12 protein-coding genes and 1 pseudogene are annotated in these 17,047 nt (G+C 73.7%); 8 read left to right on the forward strand and 5 right to left on the reverse strand.

Annotated elements, in window-relative coordinates; translation table 11 throughout:
* The first annotated feature begins 324 nt into the window (after positions 1-324).
* Positions 325-2,136, forward strand: a complete 1,812-nt coding sequence (locus tag IHE55_RS27825) for a chitinase (protein ID WP_197991552.1) — start codon at positions 325-327, stop codon at positions 2,134-2,136.
* Positions 2,137-2,322: 186 nt separating this feature from the next.
* Here IHE55_RS27825 and xdhC read toward each other — a convergent pair whose 3' ends face one another.
* From xdhC to IHE55_RS27845, 4 genes are all read right to left on the reverse strand, one after another.
* Complete coding sequence (xdhC, locus tag IHE55_RS27830) at positions 2,323-3,141, reverse strand: xanthine dehydrogenase accessory protein XdhC (RefSeq protein ID WP_197991553.1); 819 nt, start codon at positions 3,139-3,141, stop codon at positions 2,323-2,325.
* Between the two features lies 1 nt (position 3,142).
* Positions 3,143-5,560, reverse strand: a complete 2,418-nt coding sequence (gene xdhB / locus IHE55_RS27835) for a xanthine dehydrogenase molybdopterin binding subunit (RefSeq protein WP_197991554.1) — start codon at positions 5,558-5,560, stop codon at positions 3,143-3,145.
* A complete protein-coding gene (locus IHE55_RS27840; RefSeq protein ID WP_197991555.1) occupies positions 5,557-7,020 on the reverse strand; it encodes a xanthine dehydrogenase small subunit in 1,464 nt (487 codons plus the stop codon). The genes xdhB and IHE55_RS27840 overlap by 4 nt, the downstream gene beginning before the upstream one ends.
* Positions 7,021-7,505: 485 nt before the next feature.
* Positions 7,506-8,003, reverse strand: a complete 498-nt coding sequence (locus IHE55_RS27845) for a nucleoside deaminase (protein ID WP_307826841.1) — start codon at positions 8,001-8,003, stop codon at positions 7,506-7,508.
* Between the two features lie 583 nt (positions 8,004-8,586).
* Here IHE55_RS27845 and IHE55_RS27850 point away from each other — a divergent pair.
* The 4 genes and pseudogenes from IHE55_RS27850 (at position 8,587) to IHE55_RS27865 (ending at position 13,233) form a co-directional block, all read left to right on the forward strand.
* Positions 8,587-9,132, forward strand: a complete 546-nt coding sequence (locus IHE55_RS27850) for a class I SAM-dependent DNA methyltransferase (RefSeq protein ID WP_197991556.1) — start codon at positions 8,587-8,589, stop codon at positions 9,130-9,132.
* A 232-nt stretch (positions 9,133-9,364) separates the two neighbouring features.
* Positions 9,365-9,853, forward strand: a complete 489-nt coding sequence (locus IHE55_RS27855; RefSeq protein WP_197991557.1) for an isochorismatase family protein — start codon at positions 9,365-9,367, stop codon at positions 9,851-9,853.
* Positions 9,854-10,112: 259 nt separating this feature from the next.
* Positions 10,113-10,760: pseudogene (locus tag IHE55_RS31870) on the forward strand (serine/threonine-protein kinase); the annotation flags it as partial.
* A 598-nt stretch (positions 10,761-11,358) separates the two neighbouring features.
* A complete protein-coding gene (locus IHE55_RS27865) occupies positions 11,359-13,233 on the forward strand; it encodes an ABC transporter substrate-binding protein (protein ID WP_197991558.1) in 1,875 nt (624 codons plus the stop codon).
* A gap of 148 nt (positions 13,234-13,381) precedes the next feature.
* On the opposite strand, the gene IHE55_RS27870 is transcribed toward IHE55_RS27865, so the two are convergent.
* On the reverse strand, positions 13,382-14,290 hold the full coding sequence (locus IHE55_RS27870) for a LysR family transcriptional regulator (RefSeq protein ID WP_197991559.1): 909 nt from the start codon (positions 14,288-14,290) through the stop codon (positions 13,382-13,384).
* A gap of 71 nt (positions 14,291-14,361) precedes the next feature.
* On the opposite strand from IHE55_RS27870, the gene IHE55_RS27875 reads away from it, so the two are divergent.
* The 3 genes from IHE55_RS27875 (at position 14,362) to IHE55_RS27885 (ending at position 16,875) form a co-directional block, all read left to right on the forward strand.
* Positions 14,362-15,300, forward strand: a complete 939-nt coding sequence (locus tag IHE55_RS27875; RefSeq protein ID WP_197991560.1) for an NAD-dependent epimerase/dehydratase family protein — start codon at positions 14,362-14,364, stop codon at positions 15,298-15,300.
* Positions 15,301-15,315: 15 nt separating this feature from the next.
* On the forward strand, positions 15,316-16,200 hold the full coding sequence (locus IHE55_RS27880; RefSeq protein ID WP_197991561.1) for an aldo/keto reductase: 885 nt from the start codon (positions 15,316-15,318) through the stop codon (positions 16,198-16,200).
* 336 nt (positions 16,201-16,536) lie between these two features.
* Positions 16,537-16,875 (forward strand): non-heme iron oxygenase ferredoxin subunit, encoded by a 339-nt coding sequence (locus IHE55_RS27885; RefSeq protein WP_197991562.1) that lies wholly within the window; start codon positions 16,537-16,539, stop codon positions 16,873-16,875.
* Positions 16,876-17,047 lie beyond the last annotated feature (172 nt).

The raw sequence follows: 17,047 nt of genomic DNA on the forward strand, positions 1-17,047 counted from the left end.
CCCCGACGCGACGACAGGCGGCGACCGCCGCCCCACCGTGCCCCCGAGGCGGCCGGGCCGTGCCGCCCCGGGCCGGCCGGGGCGGCCGCACGGAAGGCGGTGCCCGGCGCGCGGCCGGCCCGCGGACTTCCCGCGGCCGGTCGCGCCGGTGGCTTTGGGGCGTCCCCCGCCGGTCCGCCGCCCCCGGGCACGGCGAGGCGCGCGGCCGGGCGGCCTCCGCGGGACGGGAGAGGCGGGCGGTGCCGCGCGCGAGGGGTTGACAACCGAATTGGTCTGGACCAAATTGGGCGCGCTCCCCCAACTCCCCCCTGTCCGGAGGCACGTGTGGAACGCTCCAGACCTCTCGGCCGTCGCCCCCTGGTCACCCTGCTCACCGCCGCGGCCCTCGCCGCGTCCGGCATGACCGCGCTGTCGTCGGCCGCCCGCGCGGCCGACGCGAACCTCACGCGCAACGGCGGCTTCGAGTCCGGCCTCGACGGCTGGACCTGCCCGGCGGGCACGACCGTCACCTCACCGGTGCACGGCGGCACCGCCGCGCTCAAGGCCACCCCGGCCGGCGCCGACAACGCCCGCTGCGCGCAGACGGTGAGCGTGAAGCCCGACTCCGCCTACACCCTGTCCGGTTACGTCCGCGGCACCTACGTCTACCTCGGCGCGAGCGGAACCGGCACCACCGACGTCTCCACCTGGGCCCAGTCCGCCCCCGACTGGCAGCAGCTGACCACCACCTTCCGCACCGGCCCCACCACGACCAAGGTCACGATCTACACCCACGGCTGGTTCGGCACCGGCGCCTACCACGCCGACGACATCACGCTGACCGGCCCCGGCGGGGAGACGGGCCAGCCCCCGGCACCGCCCACCGGCCTCACCGCGGGCACGGTCACCTCCTCCAGCGTCGCCCTGTCCTGGTCACCGGTCCCGGGCGCCACCGGCTACACCGTCTACCGCGACGGCACCAAGGTCAGCACGGTCACCGGCACCTCCACCACCGTGACCGGCCTGACCCCCTCGACGGCGTACTCCTTCCAGGTCACCGCCGTCAACGACGCGGGCGAGTCCGGGCGGTCGGCCACCGTCACCGCGACCACCGCCGAACCCTCCGGCGGCGGCCCCTCCGACCTCCCGCCGCACGCCCTGGTCGGCTACCTCCACACCACCTTCGCCAACGGCTCCGGCTACACCCGCATGGCGGACGTGCCCGACAGCTGGGACGTCATCGACCTGGCGTTCGGCGAGCCGACCTCGGTCACCTCCGGCGACATCCGCTTCCAGCGCTGCCCGGTCACCGAGTGCCCGAACGTGGAGAGCGACGCCGAGTTCAAGGCGGCGATCAAGGCCAAGCAGGCGGCCGGCAAGAAGGTGCTCATCTCCATCGGCGGCCAGAACGGCCAGGTGCGGCTGACCACCACCGCCGCCCGCGACACCTTCGTCTCCTCCGTCTCGAAGATCATCGACGAGTACGGGCTCGACGGCCTGGACATCGACTTCGAGGGCCACTCGCTGTCGCTGGACGCCGACGACACCGACTTCAAGAACCCCAAGACCCCGGTGATCGTCAACCTGATCTCGGCCCTGAAGACCCTCACGGCCAAGTACGGCGACGACTTCGTGCTGACCATGGCCCCGGAGACGTTCTTCGTCCAGAACGGCTACCAGTTCTACGGCACCGGCAAGTGGGGCGGCCAGGACCCGCGCTGCGGCGCCTACCTCCCGGTCATCCACGCCCTGCGCGACGACCTGACGCTGCTCCACGTCCAGGACTACAACTCCGGCCCGATCATGGGCCTGGACAACCAGTACCACTCCATGGGCGGCGCCGACTTCCACATCGCCATGACCGACATGCTGCTCACCGGCTTCCCGGTCGCCGGCGACCGGAACAACGTCTTCCCGCCGCTGCGCCCCGAGCAGGTCGCGATCGGCATGCCGGCCTCCACCAACGCGGGCAACGGCCACGTCTCACCGGCCGAGGTCACCAAGGCCCTCAACTGCCTCACCAAGAAGACCGACTGCGGCTCCTACGCCACCCACGGCACCTGGCCGGCCCTGCGCGGTCTGATGACCTGGTCGATCAACTGGGACCGGCACGGGAACTGGGAGTTCCAGCGGAACTTCGACAAGTACTTCGGCTGAGCGACGGCCCCGCCGGCGGCACCGGCAACCGGCACCGGCCGGCCGCGGGATCCCCGTGGCCGGCCGGTGCCCGCGGCGCTGCGGCCCGTACGCCCGGCCCGGTGCGCCCGCGGGGGTCCCGGACTCGCACCGGGCGGCGCCGTCCGCCGCACGGGCCTTCGCCCGGCCCGCCGCCCCGGGAGTGCGTCAGGAGGGACGGTCCCCCGCGGCGGCGAAGGTACGCAGCAGATCGGCGGCGACGCTCACGGCGATGGTCGCGGGTTCCTTGCCGGTGATCCCGGGCAGCCCGATCGGGGTCTTGATCCGGTCGATGGCGGCCTCGTCGTGACCGCCCTCGGTGGCCAGGCGCTTGCGGAACCGCGCCCACTTCGCCGCCGACCCGATCAGCCCGATCGAACCGAGACCCGGGGTGCGCAGGGCGGCGTCGCACACCGCGGCGTCCTCGGCGTGGTCGTGGGTCATGATCAGCACATGGGTGCCGGGCGGCAGCTTCGCCAGCACCTCCTCGGGCAGCAGCGGCGTGTGGTGGACGTGCACCTGTGCCACCGCGTCCGCCAGTACGCCGAGCCGCTGTTCGGTGAGCATCTCGGAGCGGCTGTCGACCAGGTGGAGGTCGAGGTCGTGACGCGCCAGGATGCGCGCCAGTTCCAGGCCCACGTGCCCGGCACCGAAGATCGCCACCGCCTGGACCACCGGCAGCGGTTCGAGCAGCACCGAGACCGTGCCGCCGCAGCACTGCACGCCGTGCTGGTTGGTCACCTTGTCGTTCAGGGCGAAATCCATCAGCTCCGGCTCCGTCACGGACCCGGCGAGCATCTCCCGGGCCCGGTCGATGGCGACGGCCTCGACGTTGCCGCCCCCGATCGAGCCCCACGTCCCGGTCCGCCCCACCACGAGCTTCGCCCCGGCGTCGCGCGGGGCGTGGCCGCGCACGGTCGCGACGGTCACCAGCACGCCGGGCTCCCGGCACGCCCGCAACCGCGCGACCGCGGCGACCCACGTCATGTCAGGCACCGCTCAGCGCTTCCGTGCCGGTCCTGACCCCGCCGTGGACGTCCGGTCCGGGCGCGGCCGGCCCGTCGGTGCCCGGCTCACCCCGGCGAGCCGCCTCGACCGCCCAGTAGACCGCCTCCGGGGTCGCGGGGGAGGCCAGTTCCACCACGGTCCCGTCCGGGCCGAACGCCGCGGCGGCCTGCCGCAGCGCCTCCCGCACCGAGAACGCCAGCATCAGCGGGGGCTCGCCGACCGCCTTGGACCCGTAGACCGCGCCCTCCTCGCCGGCGTTCCGCAGCAGCGTGACGTTGAACTCCTCGGGCATCTCGGAGAAGCTCGGCAGCTTGTAGGTGCTCGCGGCCTGGGTCAGCAGCCGGCCGCGGTGCGGCCCGGTGCCGGTGTCCCAGCGCAGGTCCTCCAGGGTCAGCCAGCCCGCACCCTGCACGAAACCCCCCTCGATCTGACCGATGTCGATCATCGGGGAGAGGCTGTCGCCGACGTCGTGCACGATGTCGACCCGCCGGATGCGGTACGCGCCGGTGAAGCCGTCGACCTCCACCTCGGTCGCCGCGGCACCGTACGCGAAGTACTTGAACGGCGAGCCCCGGAAGGACTTCGCGTCCCAGTGCAGCCCCTCGGTCCGGTAGAAACCGGCCGCCGACAGCTGAACGCGCTGGAAGTACGCGGTGCGCACCAGGTCGTCCCAGTCCAGCTCCTCGTCGCTGCCCAGGGCGCGCGCCACGCCCTCGACGATGCGCACGTCCGAGGCGTTGGCGCCCAGCCGGGTCGCGGCGACCCGCAGCAGCCGCTCGCGCAGCTGCTCACAGGCGTTCTTGATCGCCCCGCCGTTGAGGTCCGCACCGGAACTGGCCGCGGTGGCCGAGGTGTTGGGCACCTTGTCGGTACGCGTCGGGGCGAGGCGGACCCGGTGCAGCGGGATGCCCAGCGTGGTCGCGGCCACCTGCATCATCTTCGTGTGCAGGCCCTGGCCCATCTCGGTACCGCCGTGGTTGATCAGGACCGAGCCGTCCTTGTAGATCAGCACCAGCGCGCCGCCCTGGTTGAAGGCGGTGAGGTTGAACGAGATGCCGAACTTGATGCCGGTGAGCGCGAGCGCCCGCTTGGTGTGCGGGTGCGCCGCGTTGAAGGCGGCGATCTCCCGCCTGCGGTCGGCGATGCCGGCGTTCTCCTTGACCTGCCGCCACACCGTGGAGATCCGCTCGGGCTGCGTGACCGGCTGTCCGTACGGTGTCGTCTGGCCCTGGCCCGGCCGGTAGAAGTTGCGCTCGCGCAGCTCCATGGGGTCCAGCCCGAGCCGCGGCGCGCAGCGGCCCATGATGTCCTCGATCACCAGCATGCCCTGCGGTCCGCCGAAGCCGCGGAAGGCGGTGTTGGAGACCGTGTTGGTCCTGGCGATGCGGCCGGCGACGCGGGCGTTGGGGATCCAGTAGGTGTTGTCGATGTGGCACAGCGCGCGGGCCAGCACCGGCTCGGACAGGTCCAGGCTCCAGCCGCCGTCCGCCGTCAGGGTGGCGTCGAGCGCCTGGATACGGCCGTCGGCGTCGAAGCCGATCCGCCATGTGGCGTGGAAGCCGTGGCGCTTGCCGGACATGGTCATGTCCTGGGTCCGGTTGAACCGGAACCGCACCGGACGGCCGGTGAGCTTGGCGCCGAGCGCGGCGACGGCCGCGAAGCCGTGCGGCTGCATCTCCTTGCCGCCGAAGCCGCCGCCCATCCGCAGACACTGCACGGTCACCTCGTGGGACGGCACACCGAGCACATGGGCGACGATCTCCTGGGTCTCCGAGGGGTGCTGGGTGCTGCTCTGGATGAACACCTGCCCGTTCTCGTCGATCTGGGCCAGTGACGCGTGCGTCTCCAGGTAGAAGTGCTCCTGGCCGGAGAAGCGGAACTCGCCGGTGAACACGTGCGCGGAGTCGGCGAAGCCCGCCTCGACGTCGCCGGTCTCCATCACCGGCCGGGCGCCGTGGTAACTCCCGGCCGCGATCGCCTCCTCCAGCGTGACCAGGGCGGGCAGTTCTTCGAGTTCCACCTCGACTGCTGCCGCACCGAGCCGGGCCGCCTCCAGCGTCTCACCGAGCACCCAGGCGACCGCGTGGCCGTGGAACATGACCTCGTCGGGGAAGAGCGGCTCGTCGTGCTTCATCCCGGCGTCGTTGACGCCGGGCACGTCGGCGCCGGTCAGCACCCGGACCACCCCGGGCACGGCGAGCGCCGGCTCGGTGCGCAGCGCGGTGATCCGGCCCCGGGCCCGCATTACCTGGACCGGGTACGCGTGCAGCACGTCCTTGGTGCGGTACACCAGGTCGTCGGTGTACAGCGCGGTGCCGGTGACGTGCTGGAAGGCGCTTTCGTGCGGCACCGGGACGCCGACGACGGGCTTCTCGGGGCGCTCGGAGAGATGACTCATGACGGAACCGCCTCGGTGGTCTGGGCGTACAGCTTCAGCAGGCTCTGGCCGAGCATCGCGGAGCGGTAGAGGGAGCTGGCGCGGTGGTCGTCCATCGGCGTCCCTTCGCCCCGCAGGACCCGTGCGGCGGCCTCGGCCGTCTCCGCGGACCACGGCGCGCCCTCCAGGGCGGCCTCGGTGGCGAGGGCGCGGATCGGGGTGGCGGCCACACCGCCCAGGCCGATGCGGGCCTTGCGCACGATGCCGTCCCCGATGTCGAGGGAGAAGGCGACGGCCACGCTGGAGATGTCGTCGAAACGGCGCTTGGCGATCTTGTGGAAGGCCACGGTCGGCGACAGCGGCAGCGGGATGCGCACCGCGCGGATCAGCTCACCGGGTCGGCGCACGCTTCGGCGGTAGCCGGTGAAGTAGTCCGCCAGCGGGACCTCGCGCTCACCGTCGGCGTGGGCCAGCACCAGCGTCGCGTCCAGCGCGAGCAGCACCGGCGGGCTGTCACCGATGGGGGAGCCGGTCCCGAGGTTGCCGCCGAGGGTCGCGCTGTTGCGGATCAGCCGCGACGCGAACTGCGGGAAGAGCTCCGCCAGCAGCGGCACGCCACCGTCGAGCCGGCGTTCGATCTCGGTGAGCGTCAGCGCCGCCCCGATCTCGATGTGGTCGGGCCCGGTCCGCAGCTCCCGCAGCTCGGGCAGCCGGTCGACGGCGACCACGCACCCGTCGCGGCGCGAGCGGATGTTCACCTCGACGCCGTGGTCGGTGGAGCCGGCGACCACCACCGCGTCGGGCCGCTCGCGCAGCAGCTCCAGGGTCTCGGCGAGGGTGCCCTTGCGCAGGAAGGCGCCGTCGCCCTGGCGGTACTCGGTGGCGACGGGCGCGGGCGGGGCCTGCTCGCGGCGCCGCGCGAGTGGGTCCTCGTCGGCGGGCGTCCCCACGGCGAACGCGGCGTCGCGGATCGGGCGGTAGCCGGTGCAGCGGCACAGGTTTCCGCTCAGCGCGTGCAGATCGAACCCGTTCGGACCGTGCTCGGCATCCGCGCCGCCGGCCGGGTCCGGGTGCGGGCAGCGGTCGGGCCGGTAGTACTCGGCGGCCATGCTGCAGACGAAGCCCGGCGTGCAGTAGCCGCACTGGGAGCCGCCGCGGACCGCCAGCTCCTCCTGCACCGGGTGCAGGGTGGGCGGCACGCCGGGCCGGCCGGCGGTGGCGAGGCCCTCGGCGGTGACGACCTCCTGGCCGTCGAGCGCCGCGGCCGGGACCAGACAGGCGTTGACCGCCACCCAGTCGGTGGGCCTGTCCACCCCGGGGCGGGCCACCAGGACCGAACAGGCACCGCATTCGCCCTCGGCGCAGCCCTCCTTCGGCCCGGTGATCCCCCGCGCCCGCAGAAAATCCAGCACCGTGGTGTGGGGGGCGGCCGGTGAAATGGGTACTTCTTCCCCGTTGACCGTGATCCGCGCTCCTACCATGACGGTCCTCCGTTGCGGTGCGCGGTGGTTCGATTCATCATGTTCGCCAATTCAGGCAGCTTTCTGTGTACTGACACGGCACATAAAAGGAACGGGCGCACCACGGCGCGCGAAAGCGAGGTGCCGGGACGGTGAGAGGGGATCCGGAACGTGCCCCGCACGGGCACGGGAGAACGGCGTGCTCAGCGGCCGTGCGCGATCCGGCCCGGAATCCAGACCGTGCACTGGGCGAGACGACCGAGGTCAGAGCTGGTGTCCATCTGCCGGTCGCCTCCTTCGGCAGTCACGGGTCGACGTTCACCGCAAATTAACGGCCGGTGTGACCGCGGTCAAGAGACCGGTCCGGCCTTTTCCGGGTCGAACGGATCGGGCCGATCGGATTCCGGGCCCGGAAAACCGGCCGGGCGGTCACGGTGACGGATCCCGGCCGGCCGGGAGTGGCACGTCGTGTGTTCCTCCCGGGCCGGCACGCCTTTCTTCTCATATCAATAATCGATGCGGTCGGACTTGGCGATCCACGCGTCGAACGGCGCGGTGCGGTTCGGCAGGTCCAGGTGGACGACCTGAAGGGGCCACTCCGCCTGGGGCTTCTTCTCGAAGAGCTCGTAGAACCTGCGGTCGTCGAAGCCGGCCGCCGCGGCGTCGTCGCGGTCGGCGGAGAACACGAGCCGGTCGATGCGGGCCCACAGGGCGGTGGACAGGCACATCGGGCACGGCTCGCACGAGGTGATCAGGGTGCAGCCCTCCAGTACGAAGGTGTCCAGCGCCGTGCAGGCGGCACGGATCGCGCTGACCTCCGCGTGCGCGGACGGGTCGTTCGTCGCGGTGACCTGGTTGTGCGCGGTCGCGATCACCACGCCGTCCTTGACGATCAGGGCGCCGAAGGGGCCCCCTCCGCTGTTGGCGCTCTCGGTGGCGACGGCGATGGCCTGCCGCATCCATGCCTGCTCGTCCTGGACGAGGGTCGCGGTGCTCACGGTCACGGTTGCTCCTTGTCGAATACGGTGGGGTGGACGTTCCGGTCCGGTGGCGCGGACGACGACGGGGCGGCTGCGGCGGGCGGCCCGCCGGCACCGCACGCGGGCCGCGCCCGGGGCGCGCGCCCGGCCCGGGACGCCGGGCCCGACGGCCGGAGACCGTGCCGCCGGGCGCCACGTGCACACCGGCCGGGGGCCCGGGCGACCCCGGCGACGCCGCGGCGGGGCCGGGTGGTCCCCGGTGCCTGATCGGGCAGCGTCCTGAGCAAGGCGTTCCCCGTTCGTCGTCGTTCAAGGTCGCCCGAGCAGTACACAGTTGTTCGAAGGGGAGCAGCCAGGCGCCGAAGATATGAAATGCGGGGAGGACGGGACCGGCGCTTCGTAGCTTCCTACCAGAGGTGGCCCGGCCCCGGCGTGGTCGACGGAACAGGACAGGCCGCGGGGCCCCGCCGCCTCCATGGCGAACGCCGTGGCCCCCCGCGTTCCGGTGGGGCCACCCGCGGTGCCCGCGCGCGAGGCCGGGTGCGGCGCCGGAGCCGTCGTCCGGCCCGGCGGTGGTGCCGGGCGGTGCTTGTGCCATGGTGGCCGCATGACGTGGAACGGCGACGAGTACCAGGCCCGGTTCGACCGCATCGCCTCCGAAGGGGGAGACGTGCACGGTGAGGCCACGCTGGTCCGCTCCTACGCCCCGGCCACGGTCCTCGACGCCGGGTGCGGCACCGGACGCGTGGCCATCGAACTGGCCCGTCACGGGATCGCGGTGGTGGGCGTGGACATCGACGAGTCGATGCTCGCCACCGCCCGGCGCCGGGCGCCGGAGATCCGCTGGTACCGGCGCGACCTGGCGGAGCTGGATCTCGGCGAGTCGTTCGACGTCGTGGTGATGGCGGGCAACGTCCCGCTGTTCACCCCGCCGGGGACGGAACCGGCCCTGGTGGCCGGGGTGGCGCGGCACGTCGGCCCGGCCGGCCGGCTGGTCGCCGGGTTCTCGCTGGACCGTGGTTACGCGCTGGACGCCTACGACGCCCACTGCCGGGCGGCGGGCCTCACCCTGGACGCCCGGTACGCGACCTGGTCCCGGGACCCCTTCGACGGCGAGGGGGCGTACGCCGTCTCGGTGCACCGCAGGCTCTGACCGCCCGCCGCCCCCTGCCTGCCGCTGCCTCGCCCCACGCCGCGCAGTGGGCTCCTCGCCCCGCCGGGCACACCGGCGGCGACCGCCACCGCCCCGTGTGCCACCACGGGCCCGCAGCGGGAGGCATTCGGTCGCCCGGATGGTTCGCCGCCCGTCCCGGCCGGCGGGGGCCCGCCGCCGCCCGGTGCGGAGGGCCGGGACTTCGTCATGCCCCGGACACTACGATGATCGGATGAGCCCGGGACTGATCCTCGTCGACCTGATGCCCCGTATCGTCGCGATGCCCCTGGCGCCGTACTCCGGTGCCGAGGTCGAGCAGCGCTGCCGGCTGCTGGCCGGGGCGTTCCGGGCCAAGGGCCTGCCCGTGGCGGTGGTGCGGGTCGAGCGACCGGGCGTCGCGGAACAGCCGCCGGGCAGCGAGGTGGTGGAGGGACTGCTCCACCCGGACGACATCCTGGTCGTCAAACGAACGATCGGCGCCTTCCACGCGACCGACCTGGACGCCCGGTTGCGCGACCGGGGGGTGGACACGGTCGTCGTCGCGGGCCTGGTGACCACCATGGGGGTGGAGTCCACCGCCCGTGCGGCGAGCGACCACGGCTACGAGGTGGAGTTCGTCGCGGACGCCATGTCCGGCTTCGCCGCCGACGAGCACCACTTCGCGGTGGAACGGATCTTCCCCCGCTTCGGGACCGTCCGGAAGACCGCGGACTACCTCTGAGCGTCCCTGGCCGACCGCCCTGGCAGGCGGGGGCAGGACCGGCTCCGCCGCCGTTTCCGCACCGGGCGGCCGGACCGGTCGATGGAGACAGGAGCAGCCGTTGGGGTGCCAGGGTCTGATGTAATCGTGCCCGGCGATCCCGGGGCAGGGGGTCGCCGGAGGCGGGATCACGGCTGGGGGGACGTTGGAAGAGCTGGGCGCCGCAGACCCGCGGCAGGTGGGGCGCTACCGGATCCTCGCGCGGCTCGGCGCGGGCGGCATGGGCCGGGTGTACCTCGGCCGTTCCACCAGCGGCCGCATGGTCGCCGTGAAGGTGGTGCGTGCCGAACTGGCGGAGGACCCCGACTTCCGGCGCCGGTTCGCCCGGGAGGTCGAGGCCGCCCGGCGGGTGAACGGGTTCTTCACCGCGGCGGTCGTCGATGCCGACCCCGAAGGCTCTCCCGCCTGGCTCGCCACCGCCTACGTCCCCGGCCTGCCGCTCGACGCGGCGATCCGCGCCCACGGGGCCTGGCCCCGGCGATCACTGCTCGTCCTGGGCGCCGGCCTGGTCGAGGCGCTGGAGGCCATCCACGCGACGGGTCTGATCCACCGTGACCTGAAGCCGTCGAACGTGATGATCGCCGCCGACGGGCCGCGGGTCATCGACTTCGGCATCTCCATCGCGGCGGAGGCGAGCGTCCTCACCCGGACCGGCACGGTGATCGGTACGCCCGGGTTCATGTCGCCCGAGCAGGTGACGGGCCGCCGGATCGGCCCCGCCAGCGATGTGTTCTCCCTCGGCGCGGTCCTCGCCTTCGCCGGGGCGGGCGCGCCGCCGTTCGGCACCGGCTCGCCGCACTCGGTGAACTTCCGCGCCGTGTACGAGGCCCCCGACCTCCGAGGGCTGCCCGCCGGCACCGAATTCATCGCCCGGTGCCTGGAGAAGGACCCCGCAGCCCGGCCCACGGTGGCGGAACTCCTCGCGGAGTTCGCCCGGTCGCTCGGCGAGCCGGACGGACGGACCCATGGGGGCGGGCTGCCCACGGAGACCGCCTGGCTGCCGGAGGCGGTCGCCGCGGCGGTCACCCGGCCGGCCGGTTCCGACCCGGTGACCGCGGACGCGCCGGCGGTCACCCCGGAGGGTACGGGCGGTACGAACGGTGCCGGGGACGCCGGCACGGCGAGCGGCGCCGGGGCGGCTCCCACACCGCCCGACCCCCGGGACGCCCTGACCACCGGGCACCCGAAGCCCGCCTTCGCCGCGCCCGCTCCGCCCGGCACACCGCCCCCTGCCACGTCCGCCACACCGCCCCCCGGGCCGGGCCCCCGCCACGCCGGCCCCCCGCCTCGACCGCCGCCACACCGGACACGCCGCCATCGCTTCCGCCGCTGCCTCCGGCCCCGCCGTCCGTACCGCCGCGGGCACCGGACCCGACGCCGGAGCCGCACCCGAGCCCGGGCTTCGGGCCGGCGGTCGCCGCGGCGTCCCCGCAGCACCCCGGAGGTGAGCTGGGGGTCGTCTCCACGTGGCCGCCCGCCCCTCCCGCCACCTCCCCGGACGCCCCGCCACCCGCCCGGGCGGCCGGGTCTGGGCCCGCCGCATCGTCGCGATCGGCGTCGCAGCGGCACTGGTCGGCGGCGGCGTCACCGCCCTCGTCGTGCACCTGGGCAAGGACGGCAAGAAGAACAACGCCGGCACGCGGGACGGCGGTTCGCCGACCACCCCGCCCGTCGACGATCCCGCCCCCGCTGCCGCCGGCTTCGACGCCGCCGTCGGCAAGGTGGTCAACCCGTCCACGAAGAAGGGCGGCACGCTCCGCCTCGTGACCGCCAACGACGCCGACTCCTGGGACCCGGCCCGCGCCTACTACGGCTGGGTGTGGAACGTGCAGCGGCTGTACAGCCGCACGCTGTTCACCTACGCCACCGAGCCCGGCGAGAAGGGCCGCGAACTCGTCCCGGACCTCGCCGAGGCGCGGCCCGAGGTGTCGTCCGACGGGAAGACGTACACCGTCAGGATCAGGTCCGGGCTGAAGTTCGAGGACGGCACCTCCATCACCTCCCGCGACATCAAGTACGCGATCGAACGGTCCTTCGCGGTGGACGTCATCACCGGCGGTCCCACCTACTTCAAGGAGCTGCTGGACCAGGGGCAGGACTACCGGGGCCCGTACGAGGACACCGGTGACGGGGGTCTGGACTCGGTCGAGGTGCCGGACGAGCGGACCCTGGTGTTCCGTCTCAAGGCGCCCGACTCGCGGTTCCCGTACCTGCTGACCCTGGGGGCGACCGCCCCGGTGCCGAAGGCCAAGGACACCCGTGGCCGTTACGGTCTCAAGCCGGTCGCGTCGGGGCCGTACCGGATCGACTCCTACCGCCCGGGCGTGTCGCTCACCCTGGTGCGCAATCCCCACTGGGACCCGGCGACCGACCCGGTGCGCAAGGCGCTGCCCGACCGTGTCGAGCTGGCCGTCAACTCCTCCCCGGAGCTGAACGCCAACCAGCTCCTGTCCGGCGCCGTCGACCTGGACGCGTCGCAGACCGGCCTCCCTCCGGCCGCCTCCGCCAAGGTCCTGACGGACCCGGAGCTGAAGGCCCATGCGGACGCCCCGTTCTCCGGCGTCACGCGCAGCATCGCGATGGTGTCCCGCACGGCCCCCTTCGACAACGCGCACTGCCGCAAGGCCGTCCTGTACGCCGCCGACACCGCCGTCCTCCAGACCGCGCAGGGCGGTCCGACCTCGGGCACCCGCCGCGGCAACATCCTGCCCCCGACCGTTCCGGGCAGCGACGACTACGACCCCTTCGACCTGGCCACGGGCAAGCCCCGGATCGCGAAGGCCAAGGAGGAACTCACCCGGTGCGGACGCCCGAACGGCTTCGGCACCAAGCTCGTCGTGTCCAACGGCAGGCCCAAGGACGTGGCGACCGCCGAGGCGCTGCGGCAGACCCTGAAGGCCGCCGGCATCACGGTGGAGGTCGATCAGCTGGACTACGCGAAGTACTACGACACGGTCGGCAGCCCCGCTGAGATCGAGGAGAAGGGTTACGGCCTCATCATGACCAACTGGAGCGCCGACTTCCCCCACGCGTCCACCTTCCTGCAGCCGCTGGCCGACGGCCGCATGATCGTCCCGCAGGGCAACACCAACCACGCCCAGGTCAACGACCGCTCCCTCAACGACCTGTTCGACCAGGCCGGGAAGGAGTCCGACCCCGGCAAGGTCGCCGAACTCCACCGCACCCTCAACCACAAGCTCACCGACGGTGCCTACTACCTCCCGGTCGTCGCCACGCGGAACCTCAACTACCGCAGCCCCCGCCTCACCAACGTGTACGTCAACCAGGCCTACGGCATGGTCGACATCCAGGCGCTCGGCGTCGGGAGCGGCAAGGACTGAGCCGCCGCCGGGCCGTTCGGGGCGGTCGCCACGGTGCGTCGGCCCCCGGGTGCCGGCGGCGGACGTTCCACCGGCGGCCACGCGTGGGACGCCGCCCCGCGCGGCCGGGGCGCGGCAGCGCGGCGTGCCGCCGGTGATCCGTGGTGCGTCAACGCCCGCCGTGCCGCACCGCCTGCTCACGAAGGGCGCCGATGAGCGTCGTGACGTGGGGCCGGTCGCCGCGGCCGAGGGCGGCGACGCCGATGTACCGGACCGGCCCCGGCGGCGTGACCGGAACGGTGCACAGGCCGGGGATCTCCGGGGTGAGCGCGATGGAGGGGACCAGGGAGACCCCCATGCCGGCGGCGACCAGCGAGCGGGCGAAGAAGTAGTCGGTGGTGGTCCCGCGTATCTCGGGATCGAAGCCGGCGCGCCCGGCGTAGCGGTGCAGGTACGCCTCGGTCTTCAGGCAGCCGAGCACCCAGGGTTCGGCCGCCAGCTCGGCGAGGTCGAGCGTGTGGCGACGGGCGAGCCGGTGCCCCGACGGCAGGACGACGTGCAGCGGGTCCTCCAGGAGCGGCGTCCACTCCAGGCGCGACCCGGGGCCAGGTCCCACGGGCAGCGGGCCGTCGAAGTGGTAGGCGAGGGCGAGGTCCACGGCGCCCTGACGGACGAGCGGCAGGGTGTCCTCCGGCTCGCCCTCCCTGATGTGGAGCACGGTGTGGGGATGGACCGCCGTGAGCCGGGTGAGGGCGTCGGGCAGCAGCAGTCTGCCGCCGCTGGTGAAGGTGGCGACGGTGAGTCGGGTGCGACCGGTGCCGAGCCGCGCGACCTGCTGCCTGGCGTGTTCCAGTTCGGCCGCCACGGATTCGGCGGCGCCGACCATGATGTGGCCCGCCGGTGTGAGGGTGACACCGCGGGTGCTGCGGGTGACGACCTGGGTGCCGAGGCCGCGTTCCAGGGCGGCCATGTGCTGGGAGACGGCCGAAGGGGTGAGATGGAGAGCCGTGGCAGCCCGGTTGAAGCTGCCGTGTTCCGCCACCGCTCGCAGGATGCGGAGCCGCTGCACATCGATCAACAGTTTTCCTTAATGCCTATGCAGGAAGCCGGTACTTCTGCTGAGGACGATAGGTCACCCAGGATGAGGGCATGCAAAAGGTCTGCGTCATCGGCGGGAGCCGGTACGTCGGGAAACTCCTGGTCACGCGCCTTCGGGCGGCCGGTCACCGGGTCACTGTGGTCAACCGGGGCTCCACCGTGCCGCCGGACGGCATCGAGCACCTCATGGCCGACCGGAACGACGAGGCCGTCCTGGCGGCCGCACTCGGCTCCCGGACGTTCGACGTGGTGGTGGACCAGGTCTGCTACACCCCGGTGCAGGCCGCGATCGCCGCGCGCGCCTTCGCCGGGCGCACCCCGCGGTACGTCATGACGTCCACGATCGAGGTCTACGACCCGGCGACCGCCGTACTGCCGGCCGTGCCCCCCGGCATCCCGGTCCCGGAGGAGCTGGTGGATCCGGCCACCTGGCCGGTGGCCACCGGCCTTCCCTGGCACGACGACGCGTACCGGCAGGCGCACTACGCCGAGGGCAAGCGCCAGGCGGAGGCCGTCCTCGCCCGTGCCGGCGGCTTCGCGTACGCCGGCGTGCGCAGCGCCCATGTGCTCGGCGGCGGCGCCCAGGAGTTCACCGGCCGGCTGGCGCACTACGTCGGGCGCATCACCCGGGGGGCGGAGATCGCCGTGCACGCGCGGGCGCTGCCCTCGGTCTTCATCCACCACGAGGAACTGGCGGAGCTGCTGCTGTGGGCGACCACCGCCGGCTTCACCGGCCCGGTCAACGCCTGTTCCGACGGCCCGCTCGACGTGTACGACCTCACCGCGGTCATCGCCGAGCGGGTGGGCCGTCAAGCCGTCCACCGGACCGTCGCCGCGGGCGAGCCGGCCTCACCGTTCTCCTTCGACCGCCACTACGCCATGAGCAACGCCCGCGCCAAGGCCCTCGGATTCCCCTTCTCCCGCACCACCGACTGGCTGCCCGGCGCCGTCGCCGAAGCCCTCGCCGCCGTGCCGTCCCCCGCTGCCTGAGGAACACGAGCCACCATGCGATACCGCACCATCGCCCACACCGTGGTCAGCGCCATCGGGCTGGGCGCCATGCCGCTGTCCATCGAGCACCGCCCCGACGAGACGCAGGCCATCGCCACCATCCACGCCGCCCTCGACGCCGGCGTCACGCTCATCGACACCGCCGACAGCTACCACTGGCACGCCGGCGAGGAGGGCCACAACGAACTGCTGATCGCCCGCGCGCTGGCCGGCTACGGCGGCGACACCTCCCACGTCCTGGTGGCCACCAAGGGCGGCCGTGGCCGCCCCGGCGACGGCAGCTGGACCGTCAACGCCACCCCCGCCCACCTCAAGCGGGCGGCCGAGGCCTCCGCCAGGCGCCTCGGCGTCGACGCCATCGGCCTGTACCAGCTGCACAAGCCGGACCCGGCCGTGCCCTGGGCGGACTCCGTCGGCGCGCTGCGCGAGCTGCTCGACGCCGGCACCATCCGCGCCGCGGGGATCTCCAACGTCACCACCGCCCAGATCCGCCAGGCGCACCGGATCCTCGGCGAGGGACTCGCCTCCGTCCAGAACCGGTACTCGCCCGCCGTCCGCGACAGCGAGCCCGAGCTGCGGCTGAGCACCCGGCTGGGCCTGGCCTTCCTGCCGTGGAGCCCGCTCGGCGGCATCTCGCGCAGTTCCCTGGACGGCCCCTCCGGCCCCACCTCCGCCGGCACCGCCTTCCACCGCCTCGCCGCCGTACACGGCGTCAGCCCGCAGCGCATCGCCCTGGCCTGGCTGCTCGCCCGCTCCCCGGCGGTGATCCCGGTGCCCGGAGCCGGCCGCCCGGCCTCGATCACCGACTCCGCCGGGGCCGCGGAACTCACGCTGAGCGCGGAGGAGCTGGCGCTGCTGGAGGACGCTCAGCCGGGCTGAGACGGTCACCGGCCACGGGTCGCCGGGGGACCGGGACGGAGGGCGGCTTCCCCGGCCGCCGACGGCTGTGCACCGTCGCGGTGCGCAGGGGCGGCCGGGTGGCGGCAGCCGCTGTCCCGGCCCGGCCGCGCGCAGGCCTGTCCATAAGGCCGTTCCTACGGCTGCCCGTACGGCACACGGGCTGGTGGCAGCGCGAGTACGCCCCCGGCGGCGGGGGAGTGCGGCGGGTCGCCGGACCCCGGGCCGGTGTATCCACGCGGGTCGCCGGTGGATCTCTCCTCGCAGGACGGCCGGTGGCCGCGGTCCGGCGTGGCCGGAGAGGAGACGGTGACTTCCATGGCGAGTGCCGAGAACACGGGCGCGGGTGAGCTGCGGGTGGCGGAGGCGGCCCAGGTGCGGCCGGGGACGATGCTGAGCGTGGACTTCGGCGGGGAGCCGGTGCTGCTCGCCCATGTCGACGGGGAGATCCACGCGGTGCGCGACGCGTGCTCGCACGAGGCGGCGAGACTCTCCGAGGGGGAGCTGGACGGGGCCGCCGTGGAGTGCCCGTGGCACTTCAGCCGGTTCTGCCTGCGGACCGGCGAGGCGCTGGACCTCCCGGCCGTGGACCCGGTCGAGACCTACGCGGTGCGGGTCGTGGGCGGCGACGTCCTGCTCTCCCGGCGGGGCGGCTGACCGCGTCCGGGCGCGGCGCGCCCGCACCCCGGGTTCGGCTTCCGGCACCCGTCCCCGCGGACCGGGCGGCGGGGCCGGCTCCCCGGCCGTTACCGCGACCGCCCGGCGGGCCGCTCAGGCGCCGCCCGACCGCCGGTCCCGCCGCTGCCGCCGGTCCCGCCGCCGGGCCGTC

The sequence above is a fragment of the Streptomyces pactum genome, from assembly GCF_016031615.1.
In the GTDB taxonomy this organism is placed as follows: Bacteria; Actinomycetota; Actinomycetes; order Streptomycetales; family Streptomycetaceae; genus Streptomyces; species Streptomyces pactus.

Excerpts from the sequence above, each read along its gene's own strand:
- IHE55_RS27875 (WP_197991560.1), top strand. The coding sequence starts at position 14,362 with ATGCAAAAGGTCTGCGTCATCGGCGGGAGCCGGTACGTCGGGAAACTC.
- IHE55_RS27855 (WP_197991557.1), top strand. The coding sequence starts at position 9,365 with ATGAGCCCGGGACTGATCCTCGTCGACCTGATGCCCCGTATCGTCGCG.
- IHE55_RS27840 (WP_197991555.1), bottom strand. The coding sequence starts at position 7,020 with ATGGTAGGAGCGCGGATCACGGTCAACGGGGAAGAAGTACCCATTTCA.
- IHE55_RS27880 (WP_197991561.1), top strand. The coding sequence starts at position 15,316 with ATGCGATACCGCACCATCGCCCACACCGTGGTCAGCGCCATCGGGCTG.
- xdhB (WP_197991554.1), bottom strand. The coding sequence starts at position 5,560 with ATGAGTCATCTCTCCGAGCGCCCCGAGAAGCCCGTCGTCGGCGTCCCG.
- IHE55_RS27850 (WP_197991556.1), top strand. The coding sequence starts at position 8,587 with ATGACGTGGAACGGCGACGAGTACCAGGCCCGGTTCGACCGCATCGCC.
- IHE55_RS27885 (WP_197991562.1), top strand. The coding sequence starts at position 16,537 with ATGGCGAGTGCCGAGAACACGGGCGCGGGTGAGCTGCGGGTGGCGGAG.
- xdhC (WP_197991553.1), bottom strand. The coding sequence starts at position 3,141 with ATGACGTGGGTCGCCGCGGTCGCGCGGTTGCGGGCGTGCCGGGAGCCC.